General features: G+C 68.2%; 16 protein-coding genes. 4 read left to right on the forward strand and 12 right to left on the reverse strand.

What is annotated here, in order from left to right:
* Nucleotides 1–37 precede the first annotated feature (37 nt).
* From ACLFA2_RS05290 to ACLFA2_RS05330, 9 genes are all read right to left on the reverse strand, one after another.
* A complete protein-coding gene (locus ACLFA2_RS05290) occupies nt 38–1,348 on the reverse strand; it encodes a hypothetical protein (protein ID WP_021198741.1) in 1,311 nt (436 codons plus the stop codon).
* 10 nt (nt 1,349–1,358) lie between these two features.
* A complete protein-coding gene (locus ACLFA2_RS05295; RefSeq protein ID WP_426622157.1) occupies nt 1,359–4,184 on the reverse strand; it encodes a right-handed parallel beta-helix repeat-containing protein in 2,826 nt (941 codons plus the stop codon).
* A 192-nt stretch (nt 4,185–4,376) separates the two neighbouring features.
* Nucleotides 4,377–5,729, reverse strand: coding sequence for a polysaccharide biosynthesis tyrosine autokinase (locus ACLFA2_RS05300; protein ID WP_021198743.1), 1,353 nt, complete (start codon nt 5,727–5,729; stop codon nt 4,377–4,379).
* Nucleotides 5,730–5,784: 55 nt separating this feature from the next.
* On the reverse strand, nt 5,785–7,095 hold the full coding sequence (locus ACLFA2_RS05305) for a hypothetical protein (RefSeq protein WP_021198744.1): 1,311 nt from the start codon (nt 7,093–7,095) through the stop codon (nt 5,785–5,787).
* A gap of 11 nt (nt 7,096–7,106) precedes the next feature.
* Nucleotides 7,107–11,801 carry a PKD domain-containing protein gene (locus tag ACLFA2_RS05310; RefSeq protein WP_021198745.1) on the reverse strand — a complete coding sequence of 1,565 codons (4,695 nt, stop codon included), beginning with the start codon at nt 11,799–11,801 and terminating at the stop codon, nt 7,107–7,109.
* Nucleotides 11,802–11,887: 86 nt separating this feature from the next.
* On the reverse strand, nt 11,888–12,439 hold the full coding sequence (locus tag ACLFA2_RS05315; protein WP_021198746.1) for a DUF4352 domain-containing protein: 552 nt from the start codon (nt 12,437–12,439) through the stop codon (nt 11,888–11,890).
* Nucleotides 12,440–12,620: 181 nt separating this feature from the next.
* Complete coding sequence (locus ACLFA2_RS05320; protein ID WP_426622158.1) at nt 12,621–13,238, reverse strand: hypothetical protein; 618 nt, start codon at nt 13,236–13,238, stop codon at nt 12,621–12,623.
* The gene (locus ACLFA2_RS05325; protein ID WP_021198748.1) at nt 13,235–13,954 is read right to left on the reverse strand and encodes a CDP-alcohol phosphatidyltransferase family protein; all 720 of its coding nucleotides are present in this window, start codon (nt 13,952–13,954) and stop codon (nt 13,235–13,237) included. Before ACLFA2_RS05325 ends, ACLFA2_RS05320 begins: the two co-directional genes overlap by 4 nt.
* Nucleotides 13,945–14,898, reverse strand: a complete 954-nt coding sequence (locus ACLFA2_RS05330; protein ID WP_021198749.1) for a glycosyltransferase family 2 protein — start codon at nt 14,896–14,898, stop codon at nt 13,945–13,947. The genes ACLFA2_RS05325 and ACLFA2_RS05330 overlap by 10 nt, the downstream gene beginning before the upstream one ends.
* Nucleotides 14,899–15,119: 221 nt before the next feature.
* Between ACLFA2_RS05330 and ACLFA2_RS05335 the strand changes: the two genes are divergently transcribed.
* Nucleotides 15,120–17,090: a glycosyltransferase gene (locus tag ACLFA2_RS05335; protein WP_426622159.1), complete on the forward strand. Its 1,971-nt coding sequence runs from the start codon at nt 15,120–15,122 to the stop codon at nt 17,088–17,090.
* A gap of 27 nt (nt 17,091–17,117) precedes the next feature.
* Here ACLFA2_RS05335 and ACLFA2_RS05340 read toward each other — a convergent pair whose 3' ends face one another.
* Both ACLFA2_RS05340 and ACLFA2_RS05345 read right to left on the reverse strand, forming a co-directional pair.
* Nucleotides 17,118–18,140 (reverse strand): glycosyltransferase family 4 protein, encoded by a 1,023-nt coding sequence (locus ACLFA2_RS05340; protein WP_167254714.1) that lies wholly within the window; start codon nt 18,138–18,140, stop codon nt 17,118–17,120.
* Nucleotides 18,141–18,226: 86 nt separating this feature from the next.
* Nucleotides 18,227–19,447, reverse strand: coding sequence for a glycosyltransferase (locus tag ACLFA2_RS05345; protein ID WP_021198752.1), 1,221 nt, complete (start codon nt 19,445–19,447; stop codon nt 18,227–18,229).
* A gap of 120 nt (nt 19,448–19,567) precedes the next feature.
* Between ACLFA2_RS05345 and ACLFA2_RS05350 the strand changes: the two genes are divergently transcribed.
* On the forward strand, nt 19,568–20,023 hold the full coding sequence (locus tag ACLFA2_RS05350; RefSeq protein ID WP_021198753.1) for an adenylyltransferase/cytidyltransferase family protein: 456 nt from the start codon (nt 19,568–19,570) through the stop codon (nt 20,021–20,023).
* Nucleotides 20,024–20,075: 52 nt separating this feature from the next.
* Here ACLFA2_RS05350 and ACLFA2_RS05355 read toward each other — a convergent pair whose 3' ends face one another.
* The gene (locus ACLFA2_RS05355; RefSeq protein WP_017831448.1) at nt 20,076–20,468 is read right to left on the reverse strand and encodes an SIP domain-containing protein; all 393 of its coding nucleotides are present in this window, start codon (nt 20,466–20,468) and stop codon (nt 20,076–20,078) included.
* Nucleotides 20,469–20,582: 114 nt separating this feature from the next.
* Between ACLFA2_RS05355 and ACLFA2_RS05360 the strand changes: the two genes are divergently transcribed.
* Together ACLFA2_RS05360 and ACLFA2_RS05365 are read left to right on the forward strand one after the other, a co-directional pair.
* Nucleotides 20,583–20,846, forward strand: coding sequence for a glutaredoxin family protein (locus ACLFA2_RS05360; protein WP_017831447.1), 264 nt, complete (start codon nt 20,583–20,585; stop codon nt 20,844–20,846).
* A gap of 31 nt (nt 20,847–20,877) precedes the next feature.
* The gene (locus ACLFA2_RS05365; protein WP_426622160.1) at nt 20,878–22,308 is read left to right on the forward strand and encodes an MFS transporter; all 1,431 of its coding nucleotides are present in this window, start codon (nt 20,878–20,880) and stop codon (nt 22,306–22,308) included.
* The last annotated feature ends 18 nt before the right edge of the window (nt 22,309–22,326 follow it).

Here is a 22,326-nt window from a genome sequence, read left to right on the forward strand (position 1 = left end):
GACACACTGCCTCCGGCGTCGATCCGCCCGGATCGGACTACACCGGGTCGAGATCTCCGACCGTCAGCCGCTTCTTGTTCCGGACGATGTAGATCGAGAACGGGATCAGCTGGCAGACGACGAGCGCGAAGGCGACGCCGATCAACGGTCCGGCGATTCCCAGCACCGGGGTCAGCACGAACGAGAGCGTGATGCCGACGGCGGCCATGCTCAGCGTGGGGATCACCTGGAAGCGGATGCCCGGCTTGTCCATGATGAACATGCCCAGGGGGTACACCGCCGCGGTCATCATGATCATCAGACCGAACGCGAATATCGTGCTCGGCCGCACGGTGAGCTCACCCTGCGTGATGAAGCCGAACAGCCACGGACCGACGAGCCACACCATCACGGTCGCGACGGCGATGGCGGACGCGAACAGCACAGACAGCAGGAACGGCCCGCGCCGGAGATCGCCGTCGTGTCGACTCTTCGCGAAATGGGGCCAGAGCGCGAGTCCACCCGCCATCACCAGTCCGTTGAGCGCGAAGAAGACCTGTCCCGCCACTCCGTACTCCGCCACATCGGTGGGACCACCGAGCTGGGCGATCACGTACCGCTGGGAACCCACGGCGATGGGATAGGTCACCATCTGCGCCAGCATCGGCCACCCCACGTCCATCACCCGGACTCCCGGATACCGCCGAGGGCGCAGGACCATCCGCGCAGCCGCGGGAATCAGGGGGGACGTCGTGCGCGCCGTGATGAGGATGCCGAGCAGCGAGACGATGAAGGAGGCCGCGAAAGAGGCGATGGCGACGAAGGAGTGAAGGTTCTCACCGCCGAACGTCAGCATCAGCCAGACACCGGTCATGGTCAGGGGTGAGATCAGGCCCTGGAGGAGGATGACGATGTGGTTGCGGCGCTGCCCCAGCATGATCCGCGCCCAGACCCCGAGGGGGATGCCGAGGCAGAAGATGGTGACGCAGTAGAACGCGGCCAGCGAAGCGCCGGGGCGACCGCCTGCTTCGCCGAACACCAGCTCCCAGGCTCCGGTGAGCACGAGGATCGTGTTGATCGCCATCGCCGTCGCCGCGAACATCAGCAGAACGCGACCGACCGATGTGAGCTGATATCGAAGCTTCTCGTCTGTGCGCACGTTCTCGCTCGTCGCGACCGCGTTGACCAGAACCGCCCCGCTGCCGAGGTCGGTGAACGTGAGCAGAGAGGGGATCGTCGTCAGCAGCGTGTACAGGGCGAAGCTGTCGACGCCGGCACCGCCGATGATCATCCGGGTCGTGAGGACGCCACAGACCAGCGCGATGACCATCGTCAGCGCACGCGCGCCGACGGCGAGAAGAGAGCCCATGCTTACATCGTCACCGGGGCAGGGCCCCCAGCGTCGTGCTGCTGCCGGGGAGTCGTGATACTGAGGCGATATCAGACGGCACCGGGACGGCAACTGAGCCCTGGGCGGCGGCGAACGGCGGAAGCAGCGCGAAGGAGCCATCGACGACCGGAGCACCCTCGATGAACTGCGAACGACGGTCCTGACCCGTCGTGGCCGTGAACCCGGCGAGCGTATCGCTCACGGCGGGGTCCCTGGAGACCGATCCCTTCGACCACGCGGAGAACCATCGGGGCGTCCCCGGCGATGTGCGCTGGTAGAGGTTCCCGTTGACGCTCGACACCATCTGGGACCCGGTGTACTGCATGGAGAAGTCCTGCACGCAGACCAGGCAGTTTCCGGCGCTCTCTGCCATGACGTTGTTCGACATCACGACGTTGCGCACGATCCAGGAGGCCTGCGGCGCGTACCGTGTGCGCGGGTCGTGGCCAGGCGTGTTCGGGTCGGACGCGCGTCGGGCATCCATCCCGATGCTGATGTTCCGGTTGCCGTTGCCGACGAAGGTGTTGTTCCAGATCTTCACATTGCCGGAATTGAGCACGAACAGCCCGAACTCGCCGTTTCGGGCGATGACATTGTCGGCCACCACGGCCCGCTCCGACAGTTCGACCATGACGCCGTGGCCGGTGTTGCCGATCACGTCGTTGCCTGTGAACGCGATGTCGAGCACCGATTCGTCGAACCACGGTCCTCGTCCGTCGTTGCCGGTGAATGCGCTGTCCGTCACCGTCACCCCGCGAGTCCGCGTGACCTTGAAGGCGCCGGAGACCGGGGAATCGTTGAAGTGCTCCATGTTGTTGCCCACCGAGAGCATCTGGGTCACTCTGAGCCCATCCGCCTGCGAAGCCCCTCCTCCGAGCAGGCCGTTCCCGATCAACGACACGCGGGTCAGCGTCGTCCCGGGGGCCCACGAGTAGAAGCCCGTCGTCGAGTTGTCGCGGATGGTCACGTCGGTGAGCGCGACGTTCGGGGCTGCCGCGATCACGGTGCCCATCTGCGGAACGCTGGTGGCGTAGCGGCGCACGCCGATTCCACGCACCTCGCTGCCTGCCGAGCGGATCGACAGAGCCTGCGTGAGCACGCTCGCCTCGACGGATGCGCCCGTGGGGTTCGTTCCGATCACCAGGCGCTTGGCCGCATCATCGACGAAGAAGGTGCCGTCCGAGACCTGCGATGCAGAGGCCACCTCCCGCAGCTGCACCCCGGCGACCCAGACCTGGTCGGGGTGTGCGGCCATCGGGTGGGCCGGATCGACGAAGCGCCACTCGGCCTGAGTGTTGTCCGGCGCCCCCTTGGTGTAGGTCGGACTGGCGTCGAGAGCCGTGTTCCAGCCCTCGACGACCCATGTGCGTCCCGAGGCCTTCCACCCCGTGACCGGCTTCGCACCGTCGAGCCAGACCGACTCGTTCGGTGCCGGTTGGATCGTGACCCGCTTCTGCGCGGGCACCACGATCTCCTCGTGGTAGGAACCGCCGCGCAGGACGATCGTCCCTCCGTTCGGAACGACGCGCAGCGCGGCAGCGACCGTCCTGACGGGCGAGTTCTTGGTTCCCGAGGCTCCGTCGACTCCCGAGGGAGAGACATAGACCGCCGTCGCCGGGGCGTCGTAGGCGAGCGTTCCGGGCGCATGGGCACCGGGAGTCCCGCGCACGCCCTCCGGCGTTCCCGGCGGCACCGGCTCGGGCTCGGGCGCCGGTGTCGGAGTCGGAGTCGGAGTCGGAGTCGGCGTCGGCGTCGGAGTCGGAGTCGGCGTCGGACTCGGCGTAGGAGCCGGAGTCGGCGAGGCCGTCGGCTCGGGCGACGGGGATGGTGTCGGCTCCGGCGCAGGCGTGGGCTCCGGCGCAGGCGTGGGCTCCGGCGCAGGCGTCGGCTCCGGCGCAGGCGTCGGCTCCGGCGCAGGCGTGGGCTCCGGCGCAGGCGTCGGCTCCGGCGCAGGCGACGGCTCCGGCGCAGGCGTGGGCTCGGTGGAAGGTTCCGGCACCGTGGTGGGAGTGGTGACTGAGACGTCGTCGATTCCGACCGGAACGGCGGTCCGAGCACCCGAAGACGTGTAGAGCGAGAAGGCGTAGCCACCCGCCGCCTGGATCCGGTCAGCCGAATCGTCGGAGTACGTCACCTGCCAGTCAGTCGGCTCCGCAGCGCCCGATTCCCAGGCCTTGGCGCCCAACTCCACCGGGCTCGTGCCGGTGACGCTGAGTGCCACGGTCAGCGTGGTGTCGCCCGTCACCGTGAGCGGGAGTCTGCGCTCGCTGAGGTGCTGCACGCGCATGAGGTCCGTGAGACGCACGATCGACACATAGGCAGAGCCGTCGGGATGCACGCGCACACGCACCCCATAGGAGTCGGCACCGGACACGCGGACAGCCTGGGAGAGGTAGAGCGGCCCTCCCACCGGAAGCTCGGGGACGGTCAGCGAGAAGCGGCTGTCCACGTCGGTCGCGGCGACACCGTCGACGGTCGCTCGGGCGGTGATTCCGGGCTTACGGCTCGCGAGCAGGGCCTGCGCGCCTGTCACGCTCGCCGTTCCCTCCACGACGCGCCAGGGCCCCTCGGGCGACGAGCCCCATCCGGAGCCGACGGCGCGATCCATGTCATCGTCGATGACCGGGATGTCCGCCGATGCCTGGGACTGTGCGAGAGTCACGGCGTCGTCGGCCAATGCCGACGACGGAACGGTTGTCAGCGCGGCAGTGAGCGCAAGGGTGGCCGTCAGTGCACCTGCGAGGAGCTTTCGAGAGCGTCGCCGAGGCGGAGTCGCGGACTCGCGTGATGCGAGATCGAGGAACGGAGTGGACACGATGTCACCGTCTTCTGGGGCAGATTCATGATCACCCCGCATCTCCGCCGCAGTTTAGACCCCGGCAGCAAAGAGCGAGTCCCCCTCGCAACTCATGAAGAATACCCGGCTACCGGGGCAAAGACAAACGAACACAGCGTCACACCGATATACTCCGTCGCCTGCGCGGTGTTTCCGCGTCGAGGCATCGCGTCAGTCGCTGTAGTACTCGCTGCGGTGTCGATCCGGACGAGCACGGTTCAGGACGGTGCCGAGGATGCGCGCGCCACCCGATTCGAGCGACTTGACGCTCTTCGCGAGGGCGGCGCGACGGGTCTTGGTCGCGTCGACCACGAGGATCACGCCGTCGGTCTGGGTGGCGAAGAGGTTCGCGTCCGCCACGCTCAGGATGGGCGGAGAATCGATCACGACGTAGTCGTACTCCGCCGCAGCGAAGTCGAGCAGCTGCGCCATGCGAGCGGAGGTGAGCAACTCCGCAGGATTCGGCGGGATGGTGCCGGCGGGGAGGATGTCGAGTGTGCTGTCTGCCACGCTGTGCTTGGCCACCTCGAACTCGACCTCGTCGAGCAGCACGCTCGTGAGTCCGATCGAGCCGTCGATGCCGGCGTGCTCGTGAGCCCGCGGCCGCCGCATATCGGCGTCGATCAGCAGGACGGAGTTGCGCAGCCCGGCGAGCGTCATGGCGAGATTCACCGAGACGGTCGACTTGCCCTCGGACGGCATGCCCGACGTCACCAGCAGCACCTTCACCCGTGAGGAAACGTTCGCGTAGGCGAGCGCCGAGCGGATGCGACGGAACTCCTCGGAGGTGTGGCCCAGCGGCTCCTGGGCCACAGCGATACCGCGCATGGCCAGCAGCGGAGACTTCGAGACGACGCCCAGCACAGGGTCGCCGCCCGCCTCGGTCAGCGTCTCCTCGGTGCGCATGCGGGTGTCGAGCACACCGATCAACGCCGCGATGGCGAGTCCGAGGACGCCACCCAGGAAACCTCCGAGGAGGGCGTCGCGAGGCTTGCTCGGTGTGAACTGGAACTCGGGCACGACGGCATCATCGATCACCTGAGCGGTGATCGTGGATTCGCCCTGTGGGTCTTTCGGCGCCACATCCTTGACCACGATGATGAGTTGTTCGGCCACGGCGTCGGCCAGCTCGGCGGCCGCCTTCGCGTCATCGGTGATCCCTGTGATGCGCAGCGTCACGGTGCTCTGCGGGATCGTGACCTCGATGTCACGCGCGAGAGCGCGCGGCGTCGTGTCGAGACCGAGCTCCTCGATGACGGGATCGAGCACCCGCGAGCTCGTCGCGAGCTGCGCGAAGGACAGCATCTGGCTCTGCGTGTACACAGAGCCCTGGTTGAGGTCGGAGGCGCTGGTGCCCTGATTGAGAGCGAAGTAGAGCGAGGTCGTCGCCTGGAAGAGCGGGGTCTGCAGCGAGGCGTACCCGTAGGAGCCCGCGGCCCCGACGACCCCGAAGAGCACGACCATCCACCAGAACTTGCGCAACGAGCTGGCGATGACGCGCAGACTCACCCGGCTCTCGCCCATGACTCCCCATTCCCCCTCAGACTTCGATTCTAGAGGAGTGTTCGATTCCACGACTTCATGACTGTGCAGGGCGCTCCACGGCGCCACGGGGCGGGCGCGAAGTCTCGAGCGATCCCCGCCGTATCTCCACAGGTCCCTCGCGCCTTCCACCGAGCGCGTCGGCGTCGCGGGCCCACGTGATCGCGAGCCCCACGCAGAACCAGAGGAACATGCTGTACTGCGTGATCAGTGCGACCACCACGAGGCTCGGCAGCTGCCCCACGACGGCGATGGACGCCGGGCTCCGGGTCGAACGTCGCACGGTCATGATCGCCGCGCAGACGATCGCCGCCATGATCAGCAGGGTCGGCACGTAGCCGTAGCGGAGCAGGGTGAGGACGAGGGCGTTGTCGACGGAGCGCGCGAAGTAGCCGAGGTAGTAGTCACCCGAGACGAGCGAATGCCAGTCCCCCGGATTGCCGAAGAGCTGCACCTGCTGGAGGAGCACGAGGAGGTCGGTCCGATAGTCCGCGCTGCCGCCGGCCTCATCGCCCGCCGCCCCGAAGACGGAGTCGATGATCGGGATCGCGATGACGGTGCCGATGACGCCGGCGGTGACGATCGCGACCCGGAACCGGGTGGACACCCCGACGATCAGGAACGTGGACAGCACCAGAGTGAGCACGAGGGTGAGCTGACCCGCGCGACTGAACGTCAGGACCGTCGCCACGGCGATGAGTACGACGCCGCCGATCTTCGGGACCAGACGCCACTTCGTCGCCACGATGAACGCCGACGACATCGCCAGGGCCGCTCCCAGGGCGATCGAATGCCCGAACGCGCCTTCCACCCTCAAGACCCCGCCGCGTTCCTGCAGGGGGCTCCAGGTGTCGTAGATGACGCCCGATCCCGGGATCAGCACGAACGGGTTGAACGACGTGAAGAACTCGACGATGCCGAGGACCGCGGCGATGATCGCGACCACGGCGATCGTCGACGTGACCCACCCCGGCGCGACGCGGGCGAGGACGACGCGCCCCCAGAGGTAAGGGATGACCCACTCGAGCAGCGCGGCGACGAGAGACGGAAGGTCCACCGAGCCGAAGCCGTACAGTCCGACGATGACGATGATGAACGCCACGACCCAGGCATCCGCGGCGCGCAGAGGGACGACGGACCAGTTGACGATGATCATCAAAGCCGTGAGCAGCGTGATCGCCGCCCAGTAGAAGCCGACGTTCACGCCGACCCAGAGCGGCACGAAGAAGAGCACGCACGCCCAGGCCACGAAAGCGGTGCGCGGCATCAGCCGGAGCACGAACACGACGATGGCCACTGCTGCGATTCCTCCGACGGCGAGGAGCGCGATCGGAACAGCAGTGGCCATGCGTCAGGATCTTACTGGGGCGCGGTGACGCGGAACGAATCGAACGAGACGTTCAGAGGCGCCGTCGAACTGCCCGACCGGTTGCCGCTGAGGCCGACCGCTCCCGCAGCCAGCGGCGTCGCATCCGTCGCGTTGATCTGCCAGTTCGCCGGCTCGGTGGTACCCGTCGCCCAGATCTTCGCCGAGATGGCGGTCGAGGTCGACCCGGTGACCGACACCTTCAGGCTGTACGACGTGTTCGCCGCCCAGACCAGCCCGGGCACGGCCTGCGTGAGCACCACAGTCCCTTCACGGTGGACCACGAGCCACACGGTTCCGTCGGGACGGAGCCACGCGCGGGCGAAGTACTTCCCCGCGGCCGTCTGACGGGCGATGACTCCGATGTAGGCGCCACCTGCGGCGGGAGCCTGATCGACGCGGAACTGCGTCTCGAGGAGGGAATCACCGATCGACGTCGTGTTGAGCGTCGCATGACGGGTGTCTCCGGCGACCAGGCTCAGCTTGCCCTGGCCGTCGGCGACGGTCGCCGCCGCCTGCGAGCCTCCGGCGATGCTCCAGGCACCGCCGGTGACCGCGCTCCCCCAGCCGGGACCAGCGGTGCGGTCGAACTCATCGCTCGCCAGCGCTGCCGGGTTGGGCTCAGGCTGCGGCTCGACAGGAGGTGCCGTGACCGTGACCTGCTGGGTGGCGGTGTTGGTCGCGCCCTTGTCGTCCGTCACCGTGAGGGTCACCGTGTAGGTGCCCGCCGCCGTGTACGCCCGCGAGCTCGTCGCTCCGGTGCCTGTCGTTCCGTCTCCGAAGTTCCAGGCGTAGGAGGCGATGGTGCCGTCCGAGTCGGTCGACGCTCCGCCGTTGACATTGACGGTCAGGCCCGTGGCCGTCGCCGTGAACGCGGCGGTCGGCGCGACGTTCGTCGGCTGAGGCTCGGGCTGCGGTGTCGCGGCTCCGAGGTTCTTCAGCGTGAAGTCGTCGAAGCTCGCGAGGTTGGTGCCGGTCGCGCTGCCGGCTCGGTAGGAGAACACCGTCGGGGCTCCGGCGGCCTGGAGGGCCGGCGTCGCATCCGTGGTCGAGAGCTGCCAGTTGGCGGGCTCTGCAGCGCCGGCCGCCCACAGCTTCGCGCGGATCGTCGTGGTTCCGGAACCCGTGGTCTCCATGGCGAGGTTGAAAGTGCTTCCCGCGGTCCACGTGAGACCGGCGACCGCGGTGCTGGCGATGGCCGTTCCGTTGCGGTGGATCACGAGCCACGTGGTGCCGTCCGCACGGTGCCATGCGAGCGCACGGTAGCCGTTCGAACCGGAGCGACGTGCGCCGAGTCCCTCGTACGCGACACCCGTCGACGGTCCGGAGGCCAGCGAGTAGGTGATCCGCGCCGACGTGTCGAGGAGCGACGTGCCCTGCAACAGCATCTCGCGGGTCTCACCCGGGGTGAGATTCACCTTGCCGACGCCGTCGGCGACGGAGGTGACGGCGGCCGAACCGCTCATGGGTGCCCAGGTGCCGCCGACATCAGCCGCGCCCCAGCCACTCGAGACGACGCGGCCGAACGAGTCGGATGCTGCGAACACCTGCGCCTGAACGGTCACGGACTTCGTGACGCTCGCCGAGCCGCCGAGGCTGTCGGTGACCGTGAGGGTGATGTCATGCGCACCCGGCTGGGTGTACGTGTGGCCGGCGGTCGCCCCTGTACCCGCAGGCGTTCCGTCGCCCCAGTTCCAGGAGTAGGAGAGCGTCGCCCCGTCGGACGCGCTCGACCCTGCGGCCGAGACGTCGACGTTCATCCCCGACGCGGTCGATGTGAACGTCGCGACCGGGTTCGCATGGGTCGTGACGGCCTCACGCGTGGTGGTCGCCGTGCCACCACGGTTGTCGGTGACGGTCAGGGTCACCGTGCGCGTGCCCGCCGAGGCGTACACGTGGCTGGCGACCTGGCCGCTCGACGTCGATCCGTCGCCCCAGTTCCAGTCGTACGAAGCGATCGTGCCGTCGGAGTCGGTGGAGGCGGAGGCATCGGCGGAGACCGAGAGACCGGTGCCCGTGACCTCGAAGGAGGCGGTGGGCAGCACATTCGCCGCCTGGACCACGACCGGGTTCTCGGTCGTGGTGGCCAGCCCGTTGCTGTCCGTGACCGTGAGCTTGGCCGTGTAGGTTCCCGCGGCGGTGTAGGTGTGCGAGACCGTCTGGCCGGTGGCCGTCGCCGAGTCGTCACCGAAGTCCCAGCTGTAGCCGGTGATCGTGGCCGAGCCGGTCGGTGCGGATGCACTGGCGTCGAACGCCACCGCGAGATCGGTCGGCGTCGCGGTGAAGGCGGCGGTCGGCGGCTGGAAGCCCTTGCCGATGCCGTAGTGCGTCTGCACCTGTGCAGCGGTCAGCGCGTAGGGGTAGACCGCGACCTCGTCGAGCGCACCCTTGAAGTTGATCGAGCTCGGCGCGGACGGCCAGCCGTTGAGGTTGTCCCCGCCGACGCGCCAGTAGCCGACGTAGTTCTCGGCAGTGGTCGCACCGGCTGCCGATGAGACGAGAGCGCCGTCGATGTACAGCTTCATGCCGGCAGCGCTCTGCGTGGCCACAGCATGGTGCCACGCATTGTTGTTCAACGCCGTGGAGTTCTGTACGGTCTGCGTGCTGCCGTTGTACGTGCCGAAGACCAGCCGACCGTTGTTCGTCATGTAGAGATGACGGTCGTAACTCGTGGAGTCACCCGAGGCCGCGTTCCCGTAGCCGAGAAGCTTCCCACCGGTCGTCGTGTTCGTCTTGAACCACAGTTCGGTCGAGAACTCCGTCGGGGCGGCGATCTTGTCGGTCGACGAGATTCGTCCCGTGCTCGTTCCGGAGAAGGTCGAGGCACCGGTGGCGGTGTTCTCGACACCGGAGGTCGACGACGTCACGCCCGAGCCGAACACCGGCGGGTTCGCCCCCGCCCAGTCCTGCGGCGCGGTGCCCAACGGGTAGTACAGCTGCGGGCTATCCGTGATGACCGCGTTGGTGTAGCTCGAGACCGTGCCCGATGCGACGGTCACGGACATCGCCTGACTGCTCACGGTGTTGCCGTTGCCGTCCTTCGCGACGACCGTGTACTCCTGCTGCGACCCCGGCGTGGCGGTCTTGTCTTCGAGGATGACGGCCGGTCGGTTCCACCAGGTTCCGTTCGCCGTTGTCGTGGCGACAGGGGTCGCCGTGCCCGTGCGACGGAGCTCATACGTGAGCGTCAGGTCGTCGCGGTCCCAGTTGGCCGGGATCGAGACGCGGACGCGACCCGGAATGAACGACTGCGCAGTGCCTGTCCAGTTGGCCGCGGCGAGGCGGGGTCCGTCCTTGGCTCCGCCCGGAGGGTTCGTCGAGAAGCGCACTAGGCCCTCGAATCGACCGTTGTTGACCGAGCGGAACTCGCCGCCGATCGAGATCATGTTGCCGGCGCCGGTGATGGAGAGTCCGGCCTGACCCAGGCCCGTCGTCACGCCGACGGCCCAGTCGGGCGTCCAGGCGTAGGGAGACGGCGCGGGGGTGCCCGCCCAGTTCTTGTAGGTGCCGCCGGCTGCGGGCTGGTTGCCCAGCGAACCGCGGGCATCGGCCGTGTACGCCTCGGAGTAGCGGTGCGTGCGCGGGTTCTGCTCGGGGTGCAGGTTCATCGTGCCGCACGCGTGCGTGTGGCTGGTCGTGTAGACGACCTTGCCGGTCGAGTAGACGCCGTAGTGGTCGCCGAGGCAGTCGGCGATCCAGCGGACCTGTCCGGTTCCGGCCTCCGCCGCGAACGTGCCCTCGAGGTTTCCCGTGGCGGCGTCGGCGTAGACCCAGCCGGTGCCGTAGACGGCCGTGGCATCGGCGGCGAGTCCGAAGATGCCGGCCTTGCCCGAGTTGCTGCCCGTGTTGGAGCCGTTCTTGACCGTCTGCGGGAGCGCCCACGACGAGTCGACGGCACCGGTCGTCTTGTCCAGCGCGACGGTGCCGCGCATGGTCAGGTCGCCGTTCACCTGCGAGAAGCGGCCGGCGGCGATGACGTTCTGACCCGCGGGGTCCATGACCATCGCGTCGACCTGGAGGTCAGTCTGCGGTGCCCAGCTCAGCAGGGCACCGTTGGCGGCGTTGAAGCCGGCGAGGTTCTTGCGAGCCGTTCCGTTGCCCTGCGTGAACAGGCCGCCGACGTAGACGCTCGATCCCGAGGTGGCCAGCGCGTAGACGCCGCTGCCGCCGATGGACGGCGAGAATCCGGGGACGAGCTGACCGGTCACGGCGTCGAGGGCCGCGAAGTTCCAGCGCGCCTGACCGTTGACCGAGTTGAAGGAGCCGCCGATGTAGATGCGGCTCCCGTCGGGCGAGGCGGCGACAGCCTTGATCACGCCGTTCACCTGCGGGGCGAACGACAGCAGCTGGCCGGTGTTGATGTCATAGGCGAGAACGTTCGAACGCGCCGTCAGGCTCGTTCCCGGGGCAGCCAGGGGCGCACGGGCGTTGTCGAACTTGCCGACCGCGTACACGGTCGAACCGATGGTCGTCTGAGACCAGACGTAGCCGTTGTCGATCTGCACGGTCGGAATCGGATCCGACGTGACGACGTTGTCGTCGCGCTGCAGCAGGGGCGGTGGTGTCGACGGGACGTCTGCCGACGCCGCCTGTGCACCCAGTGTCGTCATGCCGGCGACGAGCAATGCCGCCGTCACGACAGACGCAAGCGCGCTCAGCGCCCGCCTCGTGGTCGATGTGTTCCCCATAGTGACTCCCCAGCCGCCAGTTTTCTTCTTCGAAATTGAGTTAGTGCGATGAAAAACCGAAAGTGATGCGAAAGAATGCGTGCGCGTCAGGAGAGCTGGCCGGCGAACGTCGCCACCGGCTCTCCTGCGGCGTAGTTGACGCTGATCTTCACCGAGCGGCCCTGAGTCGGGTCGAGCATGAAGACGTAGGTCCCCGTGGCCTTCGCGCCGGCGGCGAGCTCGCCCTGCAGGGGCTCGTTCGGACCGGCGGTGGTCGAGACGCCGATGTCGCCGTCGTCCGTGACGAGGCTGACGACGGCGGAATCGACGCTCTGCGCGCGCTTCGAGTCGTTGGACACGGAGAGCGTGACGACGACTGCGGAGCCGGCGTACTCGCCGGGCGTCTCGGGCTTGATGGTCGTCGTCGAGATCTTGTCGATCGTGACCACCATGTCGGTGGAGAGCGCGATCGGTGCGTCGAGCGCCCCGCTCTGCTCGGTGAGCGCCGGAGCCTCGGTGGGCCCTTCGGTCTCCGTGTCGGAAGGCGGCGTCCAGTCGGTGGTGCTGGTGCCTTCAGGCGCCGGCGTCTCGGACGCGCCAGGCGCTGCGGTGCAGCCGGCCGTGACGAGTGCGAGCGCCACCAACGGCGCGACGACCATCGCTCGTAGTGAGCGCGAAGAGCCGTCCCCAGAACGGCATGATGAAACTTTGAACACTGCAGCTCCCCAGAACCCAGATTCCCCGTTCCCAAAGCCCCCTCGGCTTCGGGTCCCCTTCAACCGCGTAGAACGCGGCGTCGGCTAATCGTAGTGCGAGGACCGGAATATCGCAAGTGTTCGCTCAAGTAGAGTGTCGCCGATGTCCTCCGAGTTGCGCCAGGATGGTCGCGACGGAGGCCTCGACCTCCGAGATCGTCTCCAGGTGTCCGCGGCTTCCGTGGCGATCGGCGATGCTCGTCGGGTCGACGGTCGTGCGGCCTCCGAAGAGCTGCCGCAGGCGGGTCCCGACACCTCCGGACGCGGCCAACGGAACGGCTCTCGATCGACCCCGGTCGAGGTGGGCGACATATTCCGCCACCCGATCCGGAGCAGACGACGCGAAGCCCTCACCGAGGTGAGCGGCTTCCTTTATCGTGAACATCCAGTCACGCGACCGCGGTGCCAGTCGCACCAGCTCGCCACGGATGTCGCGCGAAGCCGTGAGCACGATGCTCGCCTGCTCGATCTGCTCGACCGTGACCGGTCGCGCCCGGTGCGCCCGGGCTTGGGCCTGCCACTCCTCGTCGTCGTGCAACGACGCCACGGCCGAGCAGATCGGGTCGCCCGCGTTCGCTCGGATGCCCGCGCTGCTCACCGAGAGGGGCGAATCCGCCCCGAGCCCCCGCCTCAACGCGAGTTCGGCCAGAGGCGACCGGCAGACGTTGGCGGCGCAGACCACGAGGATCTTCTCGTCGGTCATGCGGCCTCCCCGAGCTTTCCGATCTCGCGGAACCACTTCACCGCGGCGAGTGCCAGGAACAGGACGGCGGCCGCGCAGAGTGCGCCGTAGCCGACGAGGAACGCCGGGGTCCATCCCCACAGGACGAACACGAGGCACACGAGACCGAAGTCGGTCGGCAGCAGGATGAGAGACCGCAGCAGGGTCCCGCCGCCGCGCTCATGGGTCGACGCCACCGCGTGCTTTCCCTTGAGCAGGTCGTTGAGGAGCATTCCGGAGAACGTGGTCGTGGCCACGATGCTGAACACGATCGGGATCAACAGCAGCAGAGGCGTCTCGGGGAGGACGCGGTAGAGCCCGATGAGCACGGCGAGATGGAGCGAGGCGATCTTGATCGTGTCGATGAAGTGATCGAGCCACTCGCCCTGGGGGCTTCCCCCGCCGCGCAGACGTGCGACCTGGCCGTCCGCGGAATCCCAGGCGTACCCGAGCACCAGAAGGAGGGCGATCAGCAGCCCCATGGGCACGTTCACGGGACCGAACGCGATCAGTCCGATCGCGACGAACGAGTGCACCGCGCTGATGATCGACACCTGGTTGGGGGTGAGACCGATCCGGTAGGCCACGGCGGCGAGCACCCGCCCGATACGACGGTTGACGTACACCGAGTACGCGGGTGCCCCTCGGGCGTGCCCCTTCTGCGCACGCGCGAGACGGTGATATGCGTCTACGACCATTTCCTGCCCTTCTGGACCGTTGCGTGGGTCCGCGCGATCCGACGGGCCTCGCGGACACCGCGAAGATAGGCCCGGATCGGTGCGGCCGACTGGATCAGCTGCCGTCGCCCACCTCGGAGGATGACCTCTCTGGCCGTGCGGGGGATGGACCGGCGCCAGCGCTGCACCGCGGCATCGTCGAGATGACGCACCGCGTACAGCATCCGGTTGCGGATGTTGTAGTAGTAATACCCCTCGGATTTCGCCCGGGAGGTCTCGGGTTCGGCGCGCTGCGTGCCGCCCTCATCATGCACCGCATTGGCGTCTTCGACGAGCATCAGCGAGCCGCCGGCGGACACCACGCGGCGAGAGAAGTCGACGTCTTCCCAGTACAGGAAGTAGTCGTCGTCGAAACCGCCGGCGAGCTCCCACACTTCGCGCGTGATCCACAGGCAGGCCCCGCTCAGCCAAGGTTCGAACGGCTGCGCATCGCCGTCGACGCGCTTGCGACGTGCGCGCATGGTGCCGTCGTCGAGCAGGAGGTCGATGCCGGCGAACCAGGTTCTTCCATCGGAATCCGTGATGACCGGCGAAGCGAGCGTGGTGCGTGAGGCTGCGGTGACGGAAGCGAGTCGACGCAGGGAGTCGCGGTCGATGTGCGCATCGGGATTGATGACGAGCACGTCGGTCGCCCCCTCGGCGAGCGCGCGCGTGACACCGATGTTGACGCCGCCGCCGAAACCCGAGTTCGATTCCGATTCGATCAGCAGCCAGCCGTGCGCGTCGGCGACTTCGCCGGCGGCACGCCGTTCGTCGGCGTTCGACCAGTTGTCGACGACGAGGACGAGCACGTCGGGATCGATCGCCCGCGCTTCGCGCTCCACGGTCACCAGATTGCGTTGCAGAAGCCGCGCCGAGGCGTAGTTGACGACGACGACGGCAAGCCGTCCGTGCTCGATTGACACGCGATCCTCCCCCCGGATCCGGGTCACGGATCGCCTCGGGTCGTCGGTCGAATTCCCCAGAGTCGCGACCGACGTCGACTCCCAGGACAACGACTATACGCGAGAGCAGCCCCCGCAGATCGGTATCAGGGGGTTCACGATACGATGAGCCGGCGTCGGAGTCGAGGCGCGATACTGCCATGGGGATGGGGCGGATGAGCAGGGGACCGGAATCGAACGACATGATCACTGTGACGATCGGCGTACCCACGTACCGGAGGCCCGAGCTTCTGGCGGCCCTGCTCCGGACGCTCCCCGCACGCATCGCCGAATGCGCCGACCTCGGAGTCGCGGTGGATGTGCTGGTCGTCGACAACGACCCCGCGGGTTCTGCGCGGAGCATCGCCGCGGACGCGGATCTCCCTGTCCGCTACGTCGTCGAACCCGCACCGGGGATCGTCGCCGCGCGCAACCGCATCCTGGATGAAAGCGCCGATCGCGATCTCCTCGCCTTCATCGACGACGACGAGATCCCTCGGGAGGCATGGCTCTCCTCGCTCATCGAGGTCTGGCGCGAACACGGTGCGGACGCCGTGATGGGCCGCGTGATCTCGGTCTTCGACGAGGACGTCGACCCGTGGCTGCTCGCGTCCGGCACGTTCCGGCGACCGCCGAGACGGACGGGCACCGTGCTGCAGGTGGCCGCCGCGGGTAACCTGCTGCTCGACCTCCGTTCCGTCCGTCGGCTCGGGCTGCGCTTCGATCCGTCCCTCGGTCTGGGCGGTGGGGAGGACACGCTCTTCTCGCGGCAGCTCGCACGTCGTGGCGGCCTGATCGTGTGGTGCAACGAATCGGAGACAGAGGATCTCGTCGTCGCGTCGCGCCTGAGCCGCGCCTGGGCGGCGCAACGGGCATACAGCTCCGCGAATGCCGGCACCCGCATCCAGCTGATGTTGACCGACGGGAAGATCCGTCGCGGCATCCTGCGGTTGAAGGCCCTGGTGGGCGGCGTGGCCCGGATCGTCGTCGGCGGCCTGAGCAGGATCTTCGGAACACTGACCTCGAACATCACCCACCACGCCAGAGGAACCCGCCTCGTGCACCGCGGCCGCGGCACCATCGCGGCCGCCCTCGGCCGCCGCTATGACGAGTACCGTCGCCCATCGGAGGATGACACGACCATGACCGACACCGCATCGAGCATCCGCGTGATGCAATCGTTGGGCGCCCCCCGTCCGACGACGAACCCGTACAACAAGATGCTCGATGAGGCGCTCGGATCCACGGAGGGCCTGACCCGCCTGCGGTTCTCCTGGGGGACGGCTCTGTTCGGACGCTACGACGCCTTCCACTGGCATTGGCCGGAGGCGAAGCTGCACGGCTCCACGTGGTGGAAGTCCACGGGCAAGTTCCTCCTCACGACGGCGCTCGTGTTCCGACACCGCCTCTCCCGTCGCATCGCCGTGGTGCGCACCGTGCACAACATCGAACTCCCCGACGACAACGCGCCTCGGCTGTGGCTGCTGCGTTTCATCGATCGCCACACCGACTACCGGATCGTCATCAACGAGACCACTCCGCTCGCCCCCGGCACCCCGCACAGCCTGATCCTGCACGGCGACTACCGCGGCTGGTACGCGAAGTTCCCCTCGGCGGAGCGGGTGACGGGGCAGCTCGGGTCGTTCGGCGGCATCCGTCGCTACAAGGGTCTGGAGGGCTTCATCGATGCCTATGCCGAGGCCGTGACGGTCGAGCCGACGCTGAGCCTGCGGATCGGCGGGCGGCCGTCCACCCCTGAGCTCGGCGACGACCTCCGGGCGCGGACCGCGGATCTCCCGGGCGTCGAGCTCCACCTCGACTTCCTGAGCGATGCCGAACTCGTCCAGCTCGCGACCTCTTCCGACCTGATCGTGCTGGCCTACCGTTTCATGCACAACTCGGGCAGCGTCCTCGCCGCCCTGTCGATGGACCGACCGGTGCTCGTCCCCCGCAACGAGGCGAACGAGGCTCTCGGACGCGAAGTCGGACCGGAGTGGGTGCTGATGTACGATGGCGATCTCGATGCGCCGACCGTCGTCGAGGCGTGGCGGTCCGCGACCACGCTGACGGGCTCGCCCGATCTCTCCCGCCGCGACTGGGCCGACGCCGGCCGCGCGCACGCGGACGCGTTCCGCGCCGCCGTGCGGGTCAAGCGCCGCGGCGCCAAGCGCTAGGGCGCCTCGGCAGCACCCGGCGCATCGTCAGGCGGGGGCCAGCAGCCCTCGCACGAGAGATGCGACCATGATCTGCGTCGTGAAACGCCGCTCCACCTCGATCCGGCCGTTCCGCCCGAGCTCGGCGGCATGTCCCGGATCGTCGAGCAGTCGGAGCAGCGCGAGGGCGAGCTCGGCAGGATCCTCCGGACGAACGAGGTGGCCGGTGCGCCCCTCGCTCACGTACTGCTCCATCCCCGGGGTATCGGTGACGACGACAGGACGCGCCGTCGCGAGCGCTTCGAGTGCGACCGTCATCCCGGAGGCATGGAGGTTCGGCCGGGTCGGGATGACGACCACGCTCGCGGTGGCGTAGAGGTCGCGGAGGTCGGCATGCGGCATGTGCCGCACGACCCGGACCCCCTCCGGCGGGTCGAGGTCCGACCGCGTCTGAACCACCGCCTCGGTCTCCGGACGGATGGCGAGGACCCGGGCGAGCGCCGCGTAGAGGGTGGCGGGGTCGCGGTCACGGTCGTTCCCCACGCTGACGATGCGCGGCCGGTCCGGATAGGGCCTCGGGACGAAGAACGCACTGTCGATGCCGAAAGGGACAGCGAACACGCGCGTCGGTCCGTGCCCGAGCATCGTTCGCAGAGGTTCGACCTGTGCGTCGCTGAGCACCCAGGCGGCCTCCGCCCTGCCGAGCATCGCGACCATCCGTGCCGGTGCCTCCCCGGTCTCGGCCATATCCGTGAGCCAGATCACCCCGGTGGCGAATCGGGTCCGCGGGTGGGTCGTCTGCATCCGATAGGCCGTGTTCTCATCCCACGTCAGCGTGAGACCGTCGACGGGGCGCGGCCCCATGGACAATCGCGCACGAGCTCGCGCGACGCGGCCCGGCGGGGCGAGGTCGATCACCTCGACCGCCGCGTGGTCACGTAGTGCATCGAGACCGTACGGCCAGATGCTGGGCACCTCTCCCCTGGCGTGGCTCTGCTCCCAGGTGCGCGCCGACTGTTCGACACGATGCGCCCAGGTGAGAGACAGCGAGGGACCGCCCTCGGATTCCACGAGCCCACTATGGACCCCCTCACCCGTCCTGGCAAGAGAGGAGTCGCCGATCACCCTGGAAACCGGCTCCGGAAGGAACTCCGCCCTCAGAGCTCGCCGGGCTTCATCACCTCGGCATCGATGGCGCGGATGACGCGCTGGGCCGCGGTGTCCGTCGGGGGCTCGGCACCATCGCCCTCACCCTTGCGTCGCCGCTGGGGCGCGTACACGACGAGCGAGTGGAAGAGGAAGCGGGCGAAGAACGCCACGATGAGCGAGAGGCCGGTCGCGACGACGCTCGAGATGTGCCACGACTCGACCATCAGAGCCATCACCGGGATCCGCAGTGCGGCCTCGATGTTGTTGAACGCGAAGGAGCTGGCGAAGCGGATGCCGAGGGCGCGCGCGTCGGTCCGCATATCGGCGAACACGAAGCGCTCCTGCAGCACGAAGTTGCCGATGATCGTGACCTCGGCACCGATGATCGCCGCCCAGATGTACGGGACCCCTGCGGCGGTGAGCGCCCACATGATCCCGAGGTTGGCGGCGGCGCCGATCGCACCGATCAGTGCGAACAACGACATCTTGCCGAAGCGCAGGCGCGCGAGGTGCTCGAGGAACATCGCCCCCTGACGCATGCTCGCCTTGGACGTGCCGTGTCGACGTTCAGCGAACTCCATCGGCACCTCGGCGATGCGCAGATCGTTGCGAGCGAGGATCTCGAGGAGGATCTTGAAACCCCGGGGTTGGAGCGTCGAGCGGTCGAGACGACCGCGATCGACCAGGAAGAACCCGGTCATCGGGTCAGTGCTGCGGGCGAGACGGATCGGGAACATCGCCCGCGTCAGCCACGTCGCGACGCGGGAGACGCCGAAGCGCACAGCGGTGCCGAGGCCGCTCGTGTCCCCTCCGCCGATGTAGCGGGACGCGGCGACGACATCGGCGTCTCCCTGCGCATACCGGGCGAGCAGGGTGGGGAGGAGTTCGGGCGGATGCTGCAGGTCACCGTCCATCACGATGCAGATGTCGAAGGCCGCGGCCTCGAGCCCGACGACGACGGCGCCGCCCAGTCCGCCCGTGTTCTCGGATCGGTGGATCACGCGCACGGGGAGCGGAGCATCTGCCGCCACCCGCGCGACCTCGGCCGCCGTGTCATCCGTGCTGTCGTCGACGAACAGGATCTCGGCGTCCCACCCCTCGAGGGCGACCGCAGTCCGTGCCACGAGCTCGGCGATGTTGTCGCGCTCGTTGAACGTCGGCACGATGACCGTGACCGGTGTCCCCACGTCCGCCCCCTGTCCCCCACGCGCATCGCGTGCGGCCTCCATCGTTCCACGGGTTCCTATGCGGGAGGAAACCCGGACCTGCTAGACTTTCGAACCGCGGCTGTGGGAGTCGCGAAGCGGATGGGGATCCGCTTACTGGGGAATTACTGATCTGGGGAGATCATGGGGACGCGTATCGGCTATGCCGTTGGTGCTTTCGACCTGTTTCACGTCGGGCATCTGAACCTTCTTCGTCACGCCAAGCAGCACTGCGACATTCTGATCGCAGGCGTCGTCAGCGACGAGATGCTGCGTCAGGTGAAGGGCATCGAGCCCGTCATCCCGACGGCCGAGCGGGCGGAGATCGTGAAGCACATCTCGTTCGTCGATGACGTCTACGTCGAGACGACGCCGTCGAAGATGGACTCGTGGCGCGACGTGCAGTTCACGCACTTCTTCAAGGGTGACGACTGGCGCGGCACCGAGAAGGGTCTGCGCCTGGAGCGCGAGTTCGCCGAGGTCGGCGTCGAGGTCGTGTACTTCCCGTACACGGCGCACACGTCGAGCTCGTCGCTGCGTCGCGCACTCGACGCGATCACCGCGGGCGCGAACGCTCCCGCGGTCGCCTCGGTGCGCTGAGAGCCCGAGCAGCCCTTCGCCGCCCGGTCGGTGCGCCACCGCCGACGTGAGGTCAGTTGGCGACGCCGAGCAGACTGCGCGCCATGCGCGCCACGTGCGGCGGAGTGTGCGGCCCGAGCCACACCGTCCACTGCGACGGCGGCTCACTGCATGCCCACTCCACGCACCACGCGTGCACGGCGTTCGCGAGCCGTTCGCCGCGCGTATGCGCCCTCGTTCCGTCTCCACGCACGAGCCAGCGCACCGACACCCCGTCGGGGACGTCGATGTGTCGGAACTGGATACGTGCCGCCGCTTCGAGGATGACGACGCCCTGCGCGTCCCACGGCAACCGCGCGGCGATGCTCGCGATGAAGCCGGCGTCGGCGGCGTCGCCGGCGATGAGCACGGCACCCTCGATGTCGTCCCAATCGGGATCCTCCAGATGCTCGCATGCGCCGCTCATGGCCCCAGCCTAAGTTAGGGTACCCTTACTTACAAGGGATGAGTCCGGAATGCCCCACCGCGCGCCCAGCCGGCACTCAGCGCCACCTCATCCGCGCGGCCGTAGGCTGGATGCATGACTTCTCCTGCCTCCGACACCATCACGATGTTCGGCGCCGACTGGTGCCGCGACTGCATCCGCACCAAGAAGCAGCTCGACGCGCTCGGTGTCGAGTACACGTACGTCGACCTGGTCGCCGAGCCCGCCGCCGCAGACGTGGCGAAGGAGATCTCGGGCCGCACCAACATCCCCGTCGTCGTGTACCCCGACGCCTCGCACCACGTCGAGCCGTCGAACGCCGACGTCGAGTCGAAGCTGCGCGAGCTCTCGCTGATCTGACCCCGCGGCATCGCCCCACTACACTGGCGCGATGAGCACCGAGGCTCGGTCCGAACGAGCACCCGTCCGTCTTTCTCCGCGCACGATCGTGCTGTACGCGATCGGCTCGCTCGGGACTGGTGGCTATGCGACACTGCCGGGCCTCGTGCTGACCTACTTCCTCACCGACAACCTCGGTGTCGCCGCCCTCGCCGCCGGTCTGATCGTCACGGCGGCGAAGATCTGGGACGTGCTGATCGACCCCCTGATCGGGGCCGCGTCCGATCGCCAGCTCGCTCGCACCGGGTCGCGCCGCGGGTTCATGGTGGCCGGTGCTCTCGCTCTGCCATTCTTCTTCGCCCTCACCTTCGCCGTACCGCCCTCCTGGGGGCCGGTCGCCGGAGCGATCAGTGTGCTGCTGGCGTTCCTGGCGACCGCGACGGCATTCAGCCTGTTCCAGGTGCCGTATGTCGCTCTGCCCGCGGAACTGACCGGCAGCTACGACGAGCGCACGCGTCTGCTCGGGTGGCGCGTGGTCGTGCTGACGGCAGCCATCCTGCTGTTCGGCGCCGGTGGCCCCGCCCTGCGCAATGCCGGCGACGACCCTGTGCAGGGCTACCTCTTGATGGGCATCGCCTCAGGTATCGCAATCGGCATCGGCATGCTGATCGCCTCCGGGACGGCGGATATGGCGGCGAAGCGCACCGCGGCCGCCCCCGTCACCACCGCTGACGCTGCCATCCCCACCGCTGACGCTGCCGCCGCCGTCGCTTCGACCTGGCGGCACCAGTACATGTCGGGCTTCCGCGCACTCGGGCGCAGCCAGCCCTTCCGTGCACTCCTGGGGACGTTCGTGCTGCAGGCGCTCGCAACGGGAACGATGCTCGCCGGCGCGCAGTACGTGGCGACCTGGGTGCTGCGGTCGGAGGACGCGGTCACCTTCGTCTTCGTCGCGCTGGTGGGCCCCGCACTGCTCGCCACCCCGGGATGGACCGTGATCGCGCGACGGGTCGGCAAGGAGCGGGCGTTCGCGATGGCCACCGTGCTGTTCACCGCGGCCGCGGCGTCGCTCGTCTTCGCCGTCTGGGCATCCGGCGCCTGGATCTACGTGTCCGTCGCGGTGGCCGGCGTCGCCTACGCAGGACTCCAGTCGCTGCCGATGGCCATGCTGCCCGATGTGATCTCGCACGACGAACGCACGAGCGGAGCGGGACAGGCCGGCACCTTCACCGGCATCTGGACCGCGGGCGAGACCGTGGGCTTCGCCCTCGGCGCGACCGCTGTGTCGTTGACCCTCGCGGCCACCGGCTACATCTCGACCGTCGCAGGCGCCACAGTCGAACAGCCGGACGCGGCCGTCACGGGCATCGTGCTCAGCTTCAGCGCGCTGCCCGCCGTGCTGATGGCCGGGAGTCTGCTGACCCTCCGCCACTACCGCCTGCGCCGAGCGGACATCGATACCCTCGAGCCCTTCCACGCCTAAGCTGGGATCCCGTCCGAA

The organism is Microbacterium sp. As-52 (assembly GCF_049949185.1).
GTDB lineage: Bacteria > Actinomycetota > Actinomycetes > Actinomycetales > Microbacteriaceae > Microbacterium > Microbacterium maritypicum_A.